Origin of the sequence: Isoalcanivorax indicus (assembly GCF_003259185.1) — a bacterium.
Lineage (GTDB): Bacteria > Pseudomonadota > Gammaproteobacteria > Pseudomonadales > Alcanivoracaceae > Isoalcanivorax > Isoalcanivorax indicus.
Genome location: NZ_QGMP01000001.1, coordinates 1,374,559 through 1,390,775 on the forward strand (window position 1 = coordinate 1,374,559; position 16,217 = coordinate 1,390,775).

The window sequence follows — 16,217 nt, forward strand, 5'->3', positions numbered from 1 at the left end:
TCAGTAAACACTCTGTGAGAAGAATGTTTCAGAGCCAGGTCTTGAGCAATTTACGCACCGCGCCCCAACGGTTGACCAGCAGCGCCGTGAAGATCAGCGCACAGCCGCCGAGTTGCTGCAGGCTCATGGTTTCCCCGAACCAGCCTGCCGCAAACAGCGCTACCCAGACCGGCTCGATCACCAGAATCACCACGCCATGGCTGTGATTCGACAGACTCTGCGCCCAGGTCTGCACAAAGAAGCGCGCTGCCGTGCCGATCACCGCACTGGCCACCACCCAGCCCGCCAGCTCCAGACTGAAGGACTGGAAGGTCGGCGCCCAGGGTTCCAGCAACCATGACAGCACACTGGTAAAGACCCCCACGGTCAACAGCACCATGGCGGTCAACGCGATCACCGGCACTTTTTCCCGCTGCTGCACCGCGCCATCGCGGGTGGTCAGCGTCTGGGTATTGGCCGCCTGGGTATTCATGCTGAAATACAGCGCAAAGATCGCCGCCGCCAGCACGAAATAGAACTGCCCCGCCTCGGGCCGGAAGCCGTGCTCCAGCGACAGCAAGGCCAGCCCCGCCACAGCCACGGGCAGCGCCAGCCAGGTGCTTGCCGGTGGCGTTTCGCGGAATACCAGCTTGCCGATCACCGGTACCAGCACCACCGCCAGACTGGTGAGGAACGCGCCTTCGCCCACATGCGTGCCGCGATGCAGGCCCGTGACCCAGAAACTCATGGCGATACCGAACACCAGCCCAACCATCACGGCGCGCTTGCACTGATCCGCCGTCAGCGTGCGCATCAGTCGCCAGCCCACGAGCGCCAGCAGGCCGCCCGCCATCAGAAAGCGGATGCCCATAAACAACAAGGGCGGCATCTGCATCACCGCTTCCTTGGAAAATATCCAGCTGACGGCGGCCAGCAACGTGACCAGGACCATCAACAGGTCGGCCTTGGTGGTGTTCGACATGAATCAGCTCGCGGGCAAAAGGTGGGCGCGGCAAAAAAGGCAGGCAGCGCAAAGCGCCAGTATAGCACCGGCCTCGCACGCCCGTACTGGCATCGCGTTACACCAGTGGCTAAAGTGATCAGCGATTCACGGATGAGCGACAAGGCAATCTGGGGGACGGGGTAGCATGCAACGGCAACATATCGCGGTGATCGGCGCGGGCACCGCTGGCCTGGCGGCCGCTATTTTCCTGGCCCGGCAAGGGCACCACATCACCCTGATCGAACAGGCCCCGGCACTGGCCCCCGTGGGCGCAGGTATCCTGCTGCAGCCCTCCGGCCTGGCTGTGCTCGATCTGCTTGGCCTGCGTGACAAGGCGCTGCATTACGGCGCCCGCGTGGACGCTCTGATCGGCGATACCGTGAGTGGCCGCACCATCATGCACACCCGCTACGCGGACCTGCGACGACCCGAGGCGACCCACGGCGTGGGCATTCATCGTGCCAGCCTGTGCCATATCCTCGATCAGGCCCTGGCGCCCCTGCCGCACAAACGCCTGATGAACACCCGCGTGGACACGCTGGCGGAGCAGGGCACAGGCGTGCAACTGACCCTGACCTGCGACGGCGCCACCGACACACTGGAAGCGGATGCCGTGCTGGTGGCCAATGGCAGCAACAGCCTACTGCGCCCACCCGCCCTGGTGCGTTACGACCGCCAATACCCCTGGGGCGCCCTGTGGACCATGCAGCCCCGCCCGGACACCCTGACCGAGCCTGCACTGCTGCAACGCTACGACGGCTGCCACACCATGGCCGGCATCCTGCCCACCGGTGTGACCCCGGCGCAGCCGGATGTACCGCTGGTGAGTGTCTTCTGGAGTCTGCCCGTGGCCGAGATGCCCGCCTGGCGCCACGGCGATGTGGACCTGAGCGCCTGGCGCCAGCGCGCCGAGACCGCCTGGCCCGATCTGGCGCCGCTACTGGCGCCCCTGTGCAACAGCCGCCAGTTGATTCCCGCCACCTACCGCGACGTGATCATGCGCCGCTGGGCCCAGGGCCGCATCGGCGTGATCGGCGACGCCGCCCACGCCATGAGCCCGCAACTGGGCCAGGGCGCCAACATGGCCCTGGCCGACGCCCTGGCCCTGGCACAGGCCCTGAGCGACGCCCGCGACTGGCCCGACGCCTGGACCACTTACCACCGCCTGCGCAGCGGCCCGATCCGCTTCTACCAACGCATGAGCCGCGCCCTGACCCCGGTATTCCAGTCCCACAGCCGCAGCCTGGCGGCGGCGAGAGATATGGCCTTTCCTTTGATGTACAGCATTTCCTGGCTGCGTAAACAGATGGCTTTAACGGTGGCTGGGCTGAAAACAGGGTTGTTTTGAGCGGGAGTTTTTCGCTTCGAATTATGAAAAATAACGAATAACCTGCTAGGGTCTTGTTTCTAAGGAGAATAACTAAGAGGGAATATGCTATGACTCTCCCCAGTATGCTCAAGTCTGGAGAAGTCGCTCGTCTGTTGCCTGTTGTCAGCGATAGCAGCAAAGAATCCAGGGCGGCTTCAATTCTTATGGCAACGCTATCTTCTGTTAAACCCTATTGCGAAAGTATGCTCGGGTCTTTGGGGTTGCGTGTAGGCAAGCGCGCAAATTTGGTAGGCTACGCCGAGGTGGTTTTCAACAAGGGCCTGGATGTGAAATCCAGACCGGATGGTCTCTTGGTGCTGGATACGGGGGGCGGGAAAACATGGACGGCCCTTGTTGAGGCGAAGATCGGGAAGACCGATCTTGAGCCGGAACAGATTGAGCGTTACCTGGCGCTGGCTAAAGCGAACGGCATTGATGCAGTGATTACCTTGTCTAACCAATTCGCGACCATTCCCTCTCATTCTCCCGTCAAGATATCAAAGGCTGCTCAAAAAGGGGGTGTTGCCCTCTATCATTGGTCCTGGGTGTACGCATGGACGCAGGCAAAGCTGCTTATGACTGAATCAGTTTTCGAGAATTCAGCTCAGCGATTCATTCTTGGCGAAATGGTGAGGTACTTCGGTCATGCGAGCATCGGTGTTTCGAGGTTCGACCGGATGAACTCGGACTGGAAGGATCTCGTGGCAAAGGTTCAGGCTGGTGCCGTCATACCCAAGACAGATCCTTCTGTAGAGGCGTCTGTTTCCTCCTGGCACCAGGAAGTTCGTGATATATGTCTTCTGATGAGTCGCAAGCTCAACACAAGTGTCCATGCATATCTTTCGCGTGCTCACAAAGAAAATCCCGACCTCAGAATGAAGGAGGATTGTGAGGCTCTGGTCAAGAGCAACAAGCTCTATGCGCGCCTGGACGTGCCGGATGCTGCGGCGCCCTTGGAGGTGGTTGCAGATCTGTTGCGCCGAAGTGTATGTGTGTATATGGCAGTAGCTGCCCCCAAGGACAAGAAGAAGACATCTGCACGTGTGAACTGGCTCATAAGACAGCTTTCTAACTCGAATGTCGAGAACGTTTATGTTCGTGCTAACTGGCCTGGCAGAGCTCCGGCTACGCAGGCTCTGCTAAAGAATCTTCGAGATGACCCATCGCTCATTGAAGCTGACAACAAGACCCTTTCTCCTGTCGGCTTTGAGGTGATGCTTATTCATGACATGGCGGGTAAGTTCAGCGGTGCCAAGACATTCATCGAACAGCTTGAGGATGCAGTGCCCCGTTTTTACAAGGATGTTGGCCAGCACCTTCGTGCGTATGTGCCTCCGCCTCCAAAGTTGAAGCCGCGTCAATCAGGCGGCGAAGATACGCTTGTGGTCGACCTAGAAAGTGAATCCATTGATCCGGTACAAGATGACACCTCATCGTTTGAGGCGCCGCTGAATCAGGTGGGAACAGATGCAGCTTCCAGTGCAGAGACTGCTCTCCCTGTCAATAACATCCCTGAAGAAATATTTCCGCCCGATGAGCGATGACTATCAAGCAGTACAGGTGCTACTTTAGTAGTGCCTGTACTGCCTTGAATTGCGGATGCAGGCTGTCCCGCATCCACTCAAACAACACCATCTCCGACGTCACCACATCCGCCCCGGCCTCACGCAACCGCGCCAGCGCCACCTCCCGATCCTCCGCAAACCGCGACCCACAGGCATCCGCCACCACCCGCACCCGATAACCCGCCTCCAGCAGATTCATGGCGGTCTGCAACAGACACACATGGGTTTCGCATCCGGCCAGCACCAGCTCATGCCGCCCCTGAACCAGCACGCCCTCAATATCCCGGGCCGCTGTGCCAAACGTGGTCTTGGTCAGCGTCTGATCACACAGGCGAGCGATCTCCGCCACGTTATGCCCGATCTTCTCCGGCCGCTGTTCGGTACCGATCACCGGCACGTCCAGCAATTGCGCCGCCTTACCCAGCCGCTCAGCGCGGGCAAGCACCTGTGAGGCGTTGTCGATGGCGGGCATCAGACGTTCCTGGTAGTCGATCAGTATCAACGTGCTGGTGTCGGCGTTGGCAAGCATGTTTGGCGCTCGTGTGGTGGCGATGCCTTTGACTGTAGCACCCGGCGATGACCTGTGCGCTGCGACGAACGTAGGGGGCGGTTGACCCTCTCGGTGCGGCGTGATCTGATCGCGGGAGCGTGAGTGGCACAAGGATGCTGGCGCTTTTATGTCTGGATGGTTTATCATCAGGTGATATAGTGCATAAGGAACGTGACACGGGTATGGATACCCTGCTTGAGCTCCATGGGTCGATATTTGATCAGATGGGTGGTTACTGGATAAAGATCGAGGCCTGGCAGGTGGAGGCCAGCCAAGAGATTCCGCACGGAATCCGGTATTCACTGACCCTCCATGAGCCCTACGGCAAGCGCATTCTCGGGTATGACAATGCCCATGCGGTGAAGATGCCCGGCAAATTCAAGTACGCTGGCCGCATCATGCCTTATGATCACAAGCATCGGCATGCGTCCGATAAGGGTGTGCCTTACACGTTCAGGGATGCGCAGCAGTTGCTGACTGATTTCTTCGACGAGGTAGATCGCGTGTTATCGGAGGTAAGGTAACGATGGCTACTCTGGTGATTGGTATCATGCCCCAGGCGCAGATTCGTCAGCGTGCACTGGCGATAGCGCGTGGAGATTACAAGCCGAAGGCCGGTGAGCCGAGAATATGGTTTACCTCCATGAAGTCGCTGGCAGAAGTGCTCAGCGATGATAACCGTGCTTTGCTGCGTGTGATGAAAGAGACGAAACCGCAATCCATCTCTGCGCTGGCTGCGGCGACGGGGCGTACGCCGGGTAACCTCTCCCGAACCCTGAAGACGATGTCCAACTATGGCATCGTGGATTTGAAGCGAGAGAACAATCACGTCCGGCCAGTCGCCAAAGCGACAACATTCCGCATTATCGCGGCCTGAAATAAAAAGCCCGGCTTTCGCCGGGCTTTTTATGACTACTTCAGTGCAATACCAACTCAGCTGGCCTGCGCCACCGGAATCTTCACCCCGTCAGCCACCTTCTGGTACTCGGCGATCTGATCGAAGTTCAGGTAACGGTAGATTTCAGCGGACATGGAATCGATGGTGGCGGCGTATTCCATGTATTCCGCCGTGGTCGGCAGCTTGCCCAGTACCGCAGCCACCGAAGCCAGTTCGGCAGAGGCCAGATAAACATTGGCGCCCTGGCCCAGACGGTTCGGGAAGTTACGGGTAGAGGTCGAGACCACAGTGCTGTTCGGTGCCACGCGGGCCTGGTTACCCATGCACAGCGAGCAGCCCGGCATCTCGGTACGCGCACCGGCGCGGCCGTAGATGTTGTAGTAGCCCTCGTCGGACAGCTGGTGCTGGTCCATCTTGGTCGGCGGGGCGATCCACAGGCGCGTGGTCAGCGAGCCGCTGGGGATTTGCTCCAGCAGTTTGCCGGCGGCGCGGAAGTGGCCGATGTTGGTCATGCAAGAACCGATGAAGACCTCGTCGATCTTGTCGCCAGCCACGTCGGACAGGGTCTTGGCATCGTCCGGGTCGTTCGGGCAGCACAGGATCGGTTCCTTGATCTGGTCCATATCGATCTCGATCACCTGAGCGTATTCCGCGTCCTTGTCGGCGCGCATCAGGCTCGGGTTGGCCAGCCAGTCCTGCATCTTGTTGATGCGGCGCTCGATGGTGCGGGCGTCGCCGTAACCGTTGGCGATCATCCACTTGAGCAGGGTGATGTTGGACTTCAGGTACTCGGTCACGCTGTCTTCGGACAGGGTGATGGTGCAACCGGCGGCGGACCGTTCGGCGGAGGCGTCAGACAGTTCGAACGCCTGTTCCACGGTCAGGTCTTCCAGGCCTTCGATTTCGAGAATGCGGCCGTTGAAGACGTTCTTCTTGCCTTTTTTCTCGACGGTCAGCAGGCCTTCCTGGATCGCCTGGTAGGGGATCGCATGCACCAGGTCACGCAGGGTGATGCCCGGCTGGCGTTTGCCCTTGAAACGCACCAGTACGGATTCCGGCATGTCCAGCGGCATGACGCCGGTGGCGGCGGCAAAGGCCACCAGACCGGAGCCGGCCGGGAAGGAGATGCCCAGCGGGAAGCGGGTGTGGGAGTCACCACCGGTGCCGACGGTGTCCGGCAGCAACATGCGGTTCAGCCAGCTGTGGATGATGCCGTCGCCCGGGCGCAGGGACACGCCGCCACGGTTCATAATGAAGTCGGGCAGGGTGTGGTGGGTTTCCACGTCGACCGGCTTCGGGTAAGCGGCGGTATGGCAGAAGGACTGCATGGTCAGGTCGGCCTGGAAGCCCAGGCAGGCCAGATCTTTCAGCTCGTCGCGGGTCATCGGGCCGGTGGTGTCCTGGGAGCCGACGGTGGACATCTTCGGTTCGCAGTACATGCCCGGGCGCACGCCCGGCAGGCCGCAGGCCTTGCCGACCATTTTCTGGGCCAGGGTGAAGCCCTTGCCGGTGTCGACGGGCTGTTGCGGCTTCTTGAACAGGTCGGTTTCGCCCAGGCCGAGGGATTCACGGGCCTTGCCGGTGAGGCCGCGGCCGATGATCAGGTTGATACGGCCGCCAGCGCGCACTTCGTCCAGAATCACCGGGGATTTCAGTTCGAAGGTGCTCAGCACCTCGTCGGTGCCGGCTTTGGTGATCTTGCCTTCGTACGGGTAGATGTCGATGGCATCGCCCATGTTCAGGTTGGACACGTCGGCTTCGAAGGGCAGGGCGCCGGAGTCTTCCATGGTGTTGAAGAAGATCGGTGCGATCTTGCTGCCGATGCAGACACCGCCCGCGCGCTTGTTGGGCACGAAGGGAATGTCGTCACCGAAGTGCCAGAGTACGGAGTTGGTCGCCGATTTACGGCTGGAGCCGGTACCCACCACGTCGCCCACGTAGGCCACCGGGTGGCCTTTGGCTTTCAGTGCTTCCATCTGCTTGAGCGGGCCGATTTCACCCTGTTTTTCCGGGGTGATGCCGTCACGCTCGTTCTTCAGCATGGCATTGGCGTGTACCGGGATGTCCGGGCGGCTCCAGGCGTCCTGGGCCGGGGACAGGTCATCGGTGTTGGTTTCGCCGGTGACCTTGAAGACGGTGACGGTGATCTTGTCGGCCAGAGCCGGTTTGCTGGTGAACCATTCGGCGTTGGCCCAGCTTTCCAGTACGGCTTTGGCGTGTGCGTTACCGGCCTTGGCTTTTTCTTCCACGTCGTGGAAGGCATCAAAGACCAGCAGGGTATGCTTGAGGGCTTCAGCGGCGATTTCTGCGGTTTCGGCGTCGTCCAGCTGGTGAATCAGCGGCTCGACGTTGTAGCCGCCCTGCATGGTGCCCAGCAGCTTGGTGGCGTGCTTGCGGTCGATCAGCGGGGAGCTGGCTTCGCCTTTGGCCAGGGCGGCCAGGAAGGCGGCCTTGACGTAAGCGGCCTGGTCAACGCCCGGCGGAATGCGGTTCGTGAACAGGTCCAGAATGAAGTCTTCTTCGCCCTTGGGCGGGTTCTTCAGCAGCTCTACCAGGTCGGCAACTTGCTGCTCGTTGAGCGGCTTCGGCGGTACGCCTTCGGCGGCGCGCTCTTCCACATGTTTGCGATAGGCTTCAAGCACAGCGCAATCCCTCATCTCGTCGTGGTTTGGATTTCTTTTGGAAATCAAACGCTTGGGGTGTATTTGGGGGTTGGTACGGCGCGCGGAGTATAGCGGTTTTAGCGGCTGATCGGAAGGGGGGCGCCCTAGTACGGGTTCTTGTGGCCCGTCGTGGCGCGGCGAAAACGCTTGTAGCTCCACAGATACTGCGCCGGGGCCTCGCGCACCATGTCTTCCACAGAGCGGTTCAGTGCGGTCAGGGCGGTGTCCAGATCCGGATCGTGGATGGCGGGGTCGGGGTCACGGAAGATCAGCCGGTAGCCATGGGGTTGGCGCAGGGCGGTGCACACGAATACCCGGGCGCCGGTCTGGGCGATCAGTTTGACGCTGAGGGTGCCGGTGTAAGCGGGGACGCCAAAGAAGGGTACAAAACGGCCACTGCCTTCGTCAGCCACCTGGTCGGGCAGGATGCCGGTCATGGCCGAGCCCTGGCGCAGGGTGCGTACCAGCCGGGCGACGCCGCGTGCGGTAGCCGGGTACATGGTGCTGTTGAAGTGCTCGCGGCTGCGCAGGACCAGATCATCCAGCTGCGGCAGTTCCGAAGGGGCAAACATGGCGTGCACGGAGAAGTGGTTGCCGATCCAGTAATTCACCACTTCCCAGCAGCCCAGGTGGGGCACCAGCAGCACCAAGGGCTGACCGCTGGCCAGCGCCTCGCGCAATGGGCCGTCGCCCTCCACGGACTGCACGCGGGCGAGGATGGCGTCCGGGTGGTGCCAGACATAGCCGATCTCGACCGCCGCGCGGGCATCTTCCACCAGTGACTGGCGCACCAGGCGGCGCTGCGCCGAGGCCGGCAGGGTGGGGAAGCAGAGGCGGATGTTGGTCTTGGTAATATGCCGGTGGCGGCCGGGCAGGCTGGCCGCCAGGTGGCCGAGCAGGCCGCCGAGCAGGCGGTTCAGGCGCCAGGGGAGCAGGCTTGCCAGGCGCAGGCCACCGGTGGCCAGGGCGCCTTTCAGGCGTTGTATGCGGTCGGCGTCGGACATGACCCGGCTTCCGTTATTGTGCGTCATCGTCAGGGGGTCGCTATACTACCGCGCCTTGATGCCGCTGTGGTCCCCCGACATGCATGATATTTCCGCCATCCGTGAATTCCTGCCCTGTGCTACACCCGATGCCTGGGTCCAGTGGGCGCTGGAGCACCCGGATATCCTGCTGATCGATCATGCCCATTGCGAGAAGAAGGCTGCCGCCACGGCCCTGAACATGATGTTTCGCTATATGGACCGGGCCGAGCTGCTGGACCCGCTGACCCAACTGGCGCGGGAGGAGTTGCTGCACTTCCAGCAGGTGCTGGGGATGATGCGCAAGCGCGGCATTACCTACAGGGCGCTGTCCTCGGCCCGCTATGCCCAGGGGTTGCGTGAGGTGGCTCGCAGCCACGAGCCGGCCCGTCTGGTGGATATGCTGGTCATCGGTGCGGTGATCGAGGCGCGCTCCTGTGAGCGCTTTGCCGCCCTGGCGCCGCATGTGGATGAGGAACTGGGCCGGTACTACCGCTTTCTTCTTAAGAGTGAGTCGCGACATTTCGAGGATTACCTGCGTCTGGCGCAGCGGTACGCCGCTGAGGACATCAGCGGGCGGGTGGCGGCGTTCGTGGCCCGTGAGGCGGAGCTGATTACCTCTCCCGACACTGAATTCCGGTTTCACTCGGGCATTCCTTCACGCGCCTGTGCCGCCTGAGCACCTCTTCACGCCCCGTCAGCCGGGACATTCGGCCTGATCCGCCCCTCGCCCCGGAGGGGTGGATCTTTACTTGTGGCGCCTTGCGGGCTGGGCTATTCTCGGGTGAGCAGTGCGACTACAACTTTATTACGACTGCCCCATAAGAAATAACAGGACAACAACACGATACTCCCGGGAGAGTACCAATGAGAAAGATAACCAAGGCCCTGCTGCCTGTGCTGCCCCTGGCGGTGGCGCTGAGTGGTTGCGGCAGTGACTCGAAGGTGCGGTTCGAGCCTCAGGCGCCTCAGGATGCCAAAGTCATATTCAATATCCAGCAAGGTGCTGCCGGCCTGCCGTTCCCCGCGGATCTGTTTCTGCAGGGCACTACGGATGGCTCGATCAACCTGCCGGGCAAGCTGAATACCGGCAATGCGCTCACGCCGCCTGCGGCCGCGCTGGCGGATCCCCAGACCGCGCTCAATACCATGGACGGGTTTGGTACTACGGCGCCGATCATTCTGCGCTTTACCCGCACCATCAACCCGGGCTCTGCCAACGGCGGCATCCGTATTTTCAAGGCGGATACCTCGGTGAACAACCCCGGCAACCCGCCAGCAGCGGGTGGCCCGATCCTGCGCGGTGCGTTGGCCAGCTCGCGCACCGTGGTCGCCCTGGGTGACGAGTTGCAGTTCGGCGTGGATTTCATTGCCATACCGCTGCAAACCAATCTTTTTGTGGTGCCGCTGAAGCCGTTCGAGCATATGGCGACCCACATTATTACGGTGACTGACGACCTGCTGTCTGCGCAGGGTGAGTCCATTGGTGCTGATGACCAGTATCAAGTGGCCAAGCTGCCTTCGGCGCTGATTACCGATGCTGAAGGTGAAACCTGCGTTCCTTCCACTGGCGCAGGCTGTGTTGTGTCGGCCACAGGCGAGGCCGTGGGTCTGAGCCTGGCCCAGGCGCTGCAACTGGAGCCGCTGCGTCAGCAGGTCAACCAGCATGAATCGCTGATCGCAGGTGCATCTGATCTGGAGCGGGGCGACATCTCCCTGACGTTCGGCTACACCACGCAGAATATTGGTGGTGCGCTGCAGAACGCCCGGCAGCAGGTGCTGAACGCCGGCGACGAGCCGCAACTGACTTTGCAACCTTTCCCGGCTCCGCTGCTGGCGAACTCCAACATTTTCGTGGGCACCCTGGGTAACCTGCTGCAGTTTGTTGACCCCGCCGCGCCGAACGCCTCGGTATGGCAGGCGCTCGAAGCCGCCTGGGCAAACACGGGTGATGCCACGATTGATGCTGTCTGTGCCGGTGGCCTGGGTGCAGACGGTGAGGGCAAACGTAATCTGGTGAGCTGTAACGCCTTTACGCCGGAAGTGGTCACGGCCGCGCACAGCATCCCGGTGCTGATGACCGTGCCGAACACCGCGACCATCGCGGGCGTACCCGGTTGCCAGGCGGCTGCCGACGGTGATGGCATCCCCGTGGTGATCTTCCAGCACGGTATTACCTCCAACCGTTCTGCTCTGCTGGCTGCTGGTGACGCTTTGTCCGGTGCCTGCCGCGTAGGTATCGCGATTGACCTGCCGAAGCACGGTATTGCTCCGGCTGGCGATCTGGCGCCGCTCTCTCAGGGTGCCGGTGAGCGTCTGGTTCAGGTCAGTGCGCCGTCCGGTTGCCAGGATGCCGGGGCTGTGTCCCTGGGCGAAGGCGAAGACTTCGTTTGCCCGTCCGGCGATCGTTTTATCAATCTGGAAAATCTGGCCAACACGCGTGACAGCATGCGTCAGGCGGTGATTGATCTGCAGTCGCTGTTTGTCGCACTGACCGAAGGCAATATCGCGGGCAGCAGCCTGCCGGCGATCAATGGCAGCAGCGTTCAGTTTACCGGTGTATCCCTGGGTGGGATTGTCGGCCTGCCATTCCTGGCCATCGAGCCGGGTGTGGGCGATGCAGTCATCAACGTAGCCGGTGGTGGCCTGTCGCGTCTGCTGGACGGTTCGCCGACTTTCGAGCCGGTGGTGACGGCGGGTCTGGCGCAAAATGGTGTGAACAAGCCGGGCGGCGATTATGAAGGCTTCCTGCTGATTGCGCAGACGCTGGTGGATTCTGTTGACCCGATCAACTTTACCGATCTGTCCGGCGCTGGTCGTGACATTCTGTTCCAGCAGATCAGCGGCAATCCGTCGCAAGCCAACTTCACCAACTGCCCGGGCGCAGCCACCTCTGGTGCTGATGGTTGCCCGGATATGGTCGTGCCGAGCAACGTGTACATGTCCTCGCCGCTGGCCGCTGCCTGGGGCATGCTGTCCGGCACAGGCCAGTTTGGTGCGCTGCCGGGCCAGGCTATCCTGACCACGCCGACCGCACTGTCGGGCACTGATCCGCTGGTGCAAGGCACGGGCTTCCTGGCTGTGGCGACGGCGTTCCAGCAATGGGTAGAGGCCGGAAATGACCCGGCTGCCTTCCCGTTCGCGCTCGATACCCGCACGGCGCTGCCGGGCACCGACCAGTTCTTCGGTCTGGATCTGCCGACCATTGGCACCGCAGGTGGCAGTGGCTCAGGCGTTGTCCGCTTCGTGACCGGTGAGCACGGTTCGCTGCTGCGTCCGGGGCCGGAGAATGTGAACCTGGCCGTCACCACGCTGATGCAACAGCAACTGGCGAGCTTCCTGGCGACCGGCAACATTCCGGCTGACTCGAATAATCCGCCGATCGTGCTCGACTGAGGTCAGGCACAATAAAAAAACCCGCCGAAAGGCGGGTTTTTTTATGCTGCTGCGGAATTACTGCTCATCGACCCGCAAGCTTTCCAGCCGTAAACCGCGTTCACTGTCAGCGACGATCTGCCAGACCAGATGACCCCAGTCCCCCAGGACCCAGCGTTTGCCGTGGCCGTCACTCAGGCCAATATCGTGGACGGCAGGGCGATGAGTGTGGCCATGGATCAGATCCCTGACGCCAGCTTCTTCCATCACGCGCACCACTTCCGAAGGCGTGACGTCCATGATGTTGCCCGCCTTGTTGGCGTTCTCCTGGGCGCTTTTCATGCGCATCATCTGGGCAATCATGCGCCGCTGTTCCAGTGGTTTGGCCAGCATGTCGGCTTGCCATTGCGGATCACGGGCCTGGGCGCGGAAGGCCATGTATTTTTCATCGCCGGTACACAGGCTGTCGCCGTGCATCAGCAGCACCGGGCGGCCGTACAGATCGACCACCACGCCTTCGTCCAGCAGGGTGCCGCCGCAGGCACGGGCGAAGTCGGCGCCGAGCAGGAAGTCGCGGTTACCATGCATGAAGAAGAGGGCGCTACCGGCGTCGCTGAAGGCGCGGAAGGCGGCGATGGCATCCAGATGAAAGGCGCTGTCGTCATCGTCACCAATCCAGGTTTCGAACAGGTCGCCGAGTACATAGAGAGCGTCGCAGTGGCCCGCATGGCGGGCCAGGAGCGCTTTCAGGGCGTGCAGATGGTCTGGTCTGGATTCGTCGAGATGCAGGTCCGAGATCAGCAGGGTGTAACTCATGGCGCCGGCGTGTCCTCCGAGGGCTTGTCCTGTACCTGCTCACCCTGTACGCGATAGACGCGTTTCATGATCACGCGTTCGCGCGGCACGTCACTGGAGGGCATGCCGCCCAGCATGGCGCCGCCGGTGCGCACGGCACTGATGTTGTCTACCACGTCCATGCCCTCGATCACTTCGCCAAAGACCGCATAGCCCCAGCCGCGCGGGTTGGGCGCGGTATGGTCCAGGGCCACATTGTTGACGGTGTTGATGAAGAACTGGCTGGTGGCGGAATGCGGGTCGCCGGTGCGGGCCAGCGCCAGGGTGCCGCGCCGGTTGCGCAGGCCGTTATCGGCCTCGTTGCGGATTGGCGCCGCGGTTTCCTTGCGGGCGTGCTCGTGGGTAAAGCCGCCGCCCTGGATCATGAAGCCGGGAATGACACGGTGGAAGACGGTGTTGTCGTACCAGCCATGGTCCACGTACTGGAGGAAGTTGGCCACTGACAACGGGGCCTTGTCCGGAAACAGGGCCACGACGATGTTGCCGTGGTTGGTTTCCAGCACCACGCGGGGTGGCGTGGCGCTTTCCGGGCCGTCTGTCGGGCGATCTGCCAGGCTGTTCAGGGGCAGCAGGGCAATCAGGGCAATCAACAGACCACGCATGGCGACATTCCTCGTATGTGATGCTTATTCTTCGATGATCTCGGCGCTTTCGATCAGCACGGTGTCGGTGGGGACGTCCTGGTGGAAACCCTTGTTGCCGGTGTCCACGGACTTGATGCGGTTGACCACATCCATGCCTTCGACGACTTCACCGAACACGGCATAGCCCCAGCCATCCTGCGAGCGTGCCTTGTCCAGGAAGTGGTTGTCACCCACATTGATAAAGAACTGGGCGGTGGCAGAATGCGGATCGGAAGTGCGGGCCATGGCCACGGTGCCGGTTTCGTTGGAAAGACCGTTGGCGGCTTCGTTCTGGATCGGTGCGCGGGTCGGCTTCTGCTCCATCTTTTCAGTGAAGCCACCGCCCTGGATCATGAAGTTGCTGATCACCCGATGAAAGATGGTGCCATTGTAGAAGCCGTCTTTCACATACTGGACGAAGTTGGCAACGGTTTCCGGTGCCTTCTCGGCATCCAGGGCAATGACGATCTTGCCATAGGTGGTGGTAAGTGCGGCTTTCATCGGGAGGTCCTCCGAGCTTTGACTGACAGGGGTCGCACTGTACACTAGCGGCCCCGGTGACCGGAACCTTTTCCTTGCCTCAGGAACCCTGTAAACGCATGAGTGAACGCAGCGAGACGCCGACCCATTTCATCCGTCAGATCATCGACCGGGATCTGGCTGAAGGCAAGCATGGCGGCCGGGTGGTGACCCGTTTCCCCCCGGAACCCAATGGCTATCTGCATATTGGCCATGCCAAATCCATCTGCCTCAACTTCGGCGTTGCCGAGCAGTACGGCGGTGCCTGTAACCTGCGTTTCGACGACACCAATCCCGAGAAGGAATCGGACGAGTATGTGAACTCGATCCGTAATGATGTCGAATGGCTGGGCGGGCGCTGGGATGGCCAGGTGCGGTTTGCCTCGGACTACTTTGATACCATCCATGAGTGTGCGCTGGCGCTGATCCGCGCCGGGCATGCCTACGTGGACAGCCAGAGTCCGGAGCAGATCGCTGCCAATCGGGGCAATTTCACCACGCCGGGCACGGACAGCCCCTACCGCGACCGCGGTGTGGACGAGAACCTGGCGCTGTTCGCCGACATGCGTGCGGGCACGCTGGATGAGGGCCAGGCGGTGCTGCGTGCCCGCATCGATATGGCCTCACCGAACATGAACCTGCGTGATCCGGTGTTGTACCGGATTCGCAGGGCGCGTCACCACCATACCGGTGACACCTGGTGCATCTATCCGATGTACGACTTCACCCATCCGATCTCGGATGCGATCGAGGGGATCACGCACAGTCTGTGTACCCTGGAGTTCGAGGCGCACCGACCGCTGTACGACTGGGTGCTGGACACGTTGACCGGGCTGGTGGACTTCCCCAGCCGGCCCCGTCAGTACGAATTCGCCCGTCTGAACCTGAATTACACCCTGACCAGCAAGCGCAAGCTCAAGCAGCTGGTGGACGAGGGGCATGTGTCCGGCTGGGATGATCCGCGCATGCCGACGATCTCCGGTCTGCGTCGTCGTGGCTATACCCCGGCGTCCATCTGGCGTTTCTGCGACATGGTGGGCGTGGCCCGGGCCGACTCTGTGGTGGATGTGGCCATGCTGGAAGCGGCCATCCGCGATGACCTGAACCAGCATGCACCCCGGGCCATGTGCGTGCTGCGGCCCCTGAAGCTGGTGATCGAAAACTGGCCCGCCGGGCAGGTCGAGCAGTTGGAAGCCCCGATGCACCCGCAGAACGAGGCCATGGGCACACGCCAGATCCCGATGTCCGGTGAGGTCTTTATCGACCGCGAGGACTTCCTGGAAGAGGCGAACAAGAAGTTCAAGCGCCTGGTGCTCGGGGATCGCGTGCGGCTGCGCTACGGCTACGTGGTGCGCGCCACGGATGTCATCAGGGATGCGCAGGGTGAGATCGTCGAGGTGCGCTGCACCTATGACCCTGACACGCTGGGCAAGAATCCGGAGAACGATGAAGGGCAGGGCAAGCTGCGCGGTGTGATTCACTGGGTGTCGGCGGCGCAGGGCGTGCCCTGTGAAGTGCGTCTGTATGATCGCCTGTTTACCAGTGCCAGCCCGGAGCGTGAGGAAGACGGCGTGGCCAGTTGCCTGAATCCGGCGTCCCTGACGGTGCTGGAGGGCGCCATGGCGGAGCCGTCGCTGGCCGTGGCGCCGGTCGAGAGCCGCTTCCAGTTCGAGCGGGAAGGGTACTTCTGTGTCGACCGGGACAGCCGCCCCGACCGGCCGGTGTTCAACCTGACGGTGGGGCTGCGCGAGTCGTTCTGAGGAGTGCTGGGCTGAGCACAGCGAACCGGACTGGCG

At 61.7% G+C, this 16,217-nt stretch carries 14 protein-coding genes; 7 read left to right on the plus strand and 7 right to left on the minus strand.

Going from position 1 to position 16,217, the window contains the following annotated elements:
- Window positions 1–28 precede the first annotated feature (28 nt).
- A complete protein-coding gene (locus DKW65_RS06355; protein WP_111656460.1) occupies window positions 29–961 on the minus strand; it encodes a DMT family transporter in 933 nt (310 codons plus the stop codon).
- A gap of 166 nt (window positions 962–1,127) precedes the next feature.
- On the opposite strand from DKW65_RS06355, the gene DKW65_RS06360 reads away from it, so the two are divergent.
- Both DKW65_RS06360 and DKW65_RS06365 read left to right on the plus strand, forming a co-directional pair.
- Entirely contained in the window at window positions 1,128–2,330 is a 1,203-nt protein-coding gene (locus DKW65_RS06360) for an FAD-dependent oxidoreductase (RefSeq protein ID WP_111656461.1), read from the plus strand.
- Between the two features lie 89 nt (window positions 2,331–2,419).
- Entirely contained in the window at window positions 2,420–3,895 is a 1,476-nt protein-coding gene (locus tag DKW65_RS06365) for a hypothetical protein (protein ID WP_111656462.1), read from the plus strand.
- Between the two features lie 19 nt (window positions 3,896–3,914).
- On the opposite strand, the gene DKW65_RS06370 is transcribed toward DKW65_RS06365, so the two are convergent.
- Complete coding sequence (locus tag DKW65_RS06370) at window positions 3,915–4,445, minus strand: isochorismatase family protein (protein ID WP_111656463.1); 531 nt, start codon at window positions 4,443–4,445, stop codon at window positions 3,915–3,917.
- A gap of 203 nt (window positions 4,446–4,648) precedes the next feature.
- On the opposite strand from DKW65_RS06370, the gene DKW65_RS06375 reads away from it, so the two are divergent.
- Window positions 4,649–4,990: a toxin-antitoxin system TumE family protein gene (locus DKW65_RS06375; RefSeq protein ID WP_245932409.1), complete on the plus strand. Its 342-nt coding sequence runs from the start codon at window positions 4,649–4,651 to the stop codon at window positions 4,988–4,990.
- A gap of 2 nt (window positions 4,991–4,992) precedes the next feature.
- Window positions 4,993–5,343 carry an HVO_A0114 family putative DNA-binding protein gene (locus DKW65_RS06380; RefSeq protein WP_111656465.1) on the plus strand — a complete coding sequence of 117 codons (351 nt, stop codon included), beginning with the start codon at window positions 4,993–4,995 and terminating at the stop codon, window positions 5,341–5,343.
- A gap of 56 nt (window positions 5,344–5,399) precedes the next feature.
- Here DKW65_RS06380 and acnB read toward each other — a convergent pair whose 3' ends face one another.
- Entirely contained in the window at window positions 5,400–8,006 is a 2,607-nt protein-coding gene (acnB, locus tag DKW65_RS06385) for a bifunctional aconitate hydratase 2/2-methylisocitrate dehydratase (protein WP_111656466.1), read from the minus strand.
- Window positions 8,007–8,131: 125 nt separating this feature from the next.
- The gene (locus DKW65_RS06390; RefSeq protein ID WP_111656467.1) at window positions 8,132–9,031 is read right to left on the minus strand and encodes a lysophospholipid acyltransferase family protein; all 900 of its coding nucleotides are present in this window, start codon (window positions 9,029–9,031) and stop codon (window positions 8,132–8,134) included.
- A 79-nt stretch (window positions 9,032–9,110) separates the two neighbouring features.
- Here DKW65_RS06390 and DKW65_RS06395 point away from each other — a divergent pair, with 79 nt between their 5' ends.
- Window positions 9,111–9,728 (plus strand): MiaE family protein, encoded by a 618-nt coding sequence (locus DKW65_RS06395; protein ID WP_111657553.1) that lies wholly within the window; start codon window positions 9,111–9,113, stop codon window positions 9,726–9,728.
- 188 nt (window positions 9,729–9,916) lie between these two features.
- The gene (locus DKW65_RS06400; protein WP_111656468.1) at window positions 9,917–12,445 is read left to right on the plus strand and encodes a hypothetical protein; all 2,529 of its coding nucleotides are present in this window, start codon (window positions 9,917–9,919) and stop codon (window positions 12,443–12,445) included.
- Window positions 12,446–12,502: 57 nt separating this feature from the next.
- On the opposite strand, the gene DKW65_RS06405 is transcribed toward DKW65_RS06400, so the two are convergent.
- The 3 genes from DKW65_RS06405 to DKW65_RS06415 are packed head-to-tail and all read right to left on the minus strand — an operon-like array spanning window position 12,503 to window position 14,403.
- Entirely contained in the window at window positions 12,503–13,240 is a 738-nt protein-coding gene (locus DKW65_RS06405; RefSeq protein WP_111656469.1) for a UDP-2,3-diacylglucosamine diphosphatase, read from the minus strand.
- Window positions 13,237–13,881: a peptidylprolyl isomerase gene (locus DKW65_RS06410; protein ID WP_111656470.1), complete on the minus strand. Its 645-nt coding sequence runs from the start codon at window positions 13,879–13,881 to the stop codon at window positions 13,237–13,239. Before DKW65_RS06410 ends, DKW65_RS06405 begins: the two co-directional genes overlap by 4 nt.
- A 24-nt stretch (window positions 13,882–13,905) precedes the next feature.
- Window positions 13,906–14,403: a peptidylprolyl isomerase gene (locus DKW65_RS06415; RefSeq protein ID WP_111656471.1), complete on the minus strand. Its 498-nt coding sequence runs from the start codon at window positions 14,401–14,403 to the stop codon at window positions 13,906–13,908.
- A 98-nt stretch (window positions 14,404–14,501) separates the two neighbouring features.
- On the opposite strand from DKW65_RS06415, the gene DKW65_RS06420 reads away from it, so the two are divergent.
- Window positions 14,502–16,181, plus strand: coding sequence for a glutamine--tRNA ligase/YqeY domain fusion protein (locus tag DKW65_RS06420; RefSeq protein WP_111656472.1), 1,680 nt, complete (start codon window positions 14,502–14,504; stop codon window positions 16,179–16,181).
- The last annotated feature ends 36 nt before the right edge of the window (window positions 16,182–16,217 follow it).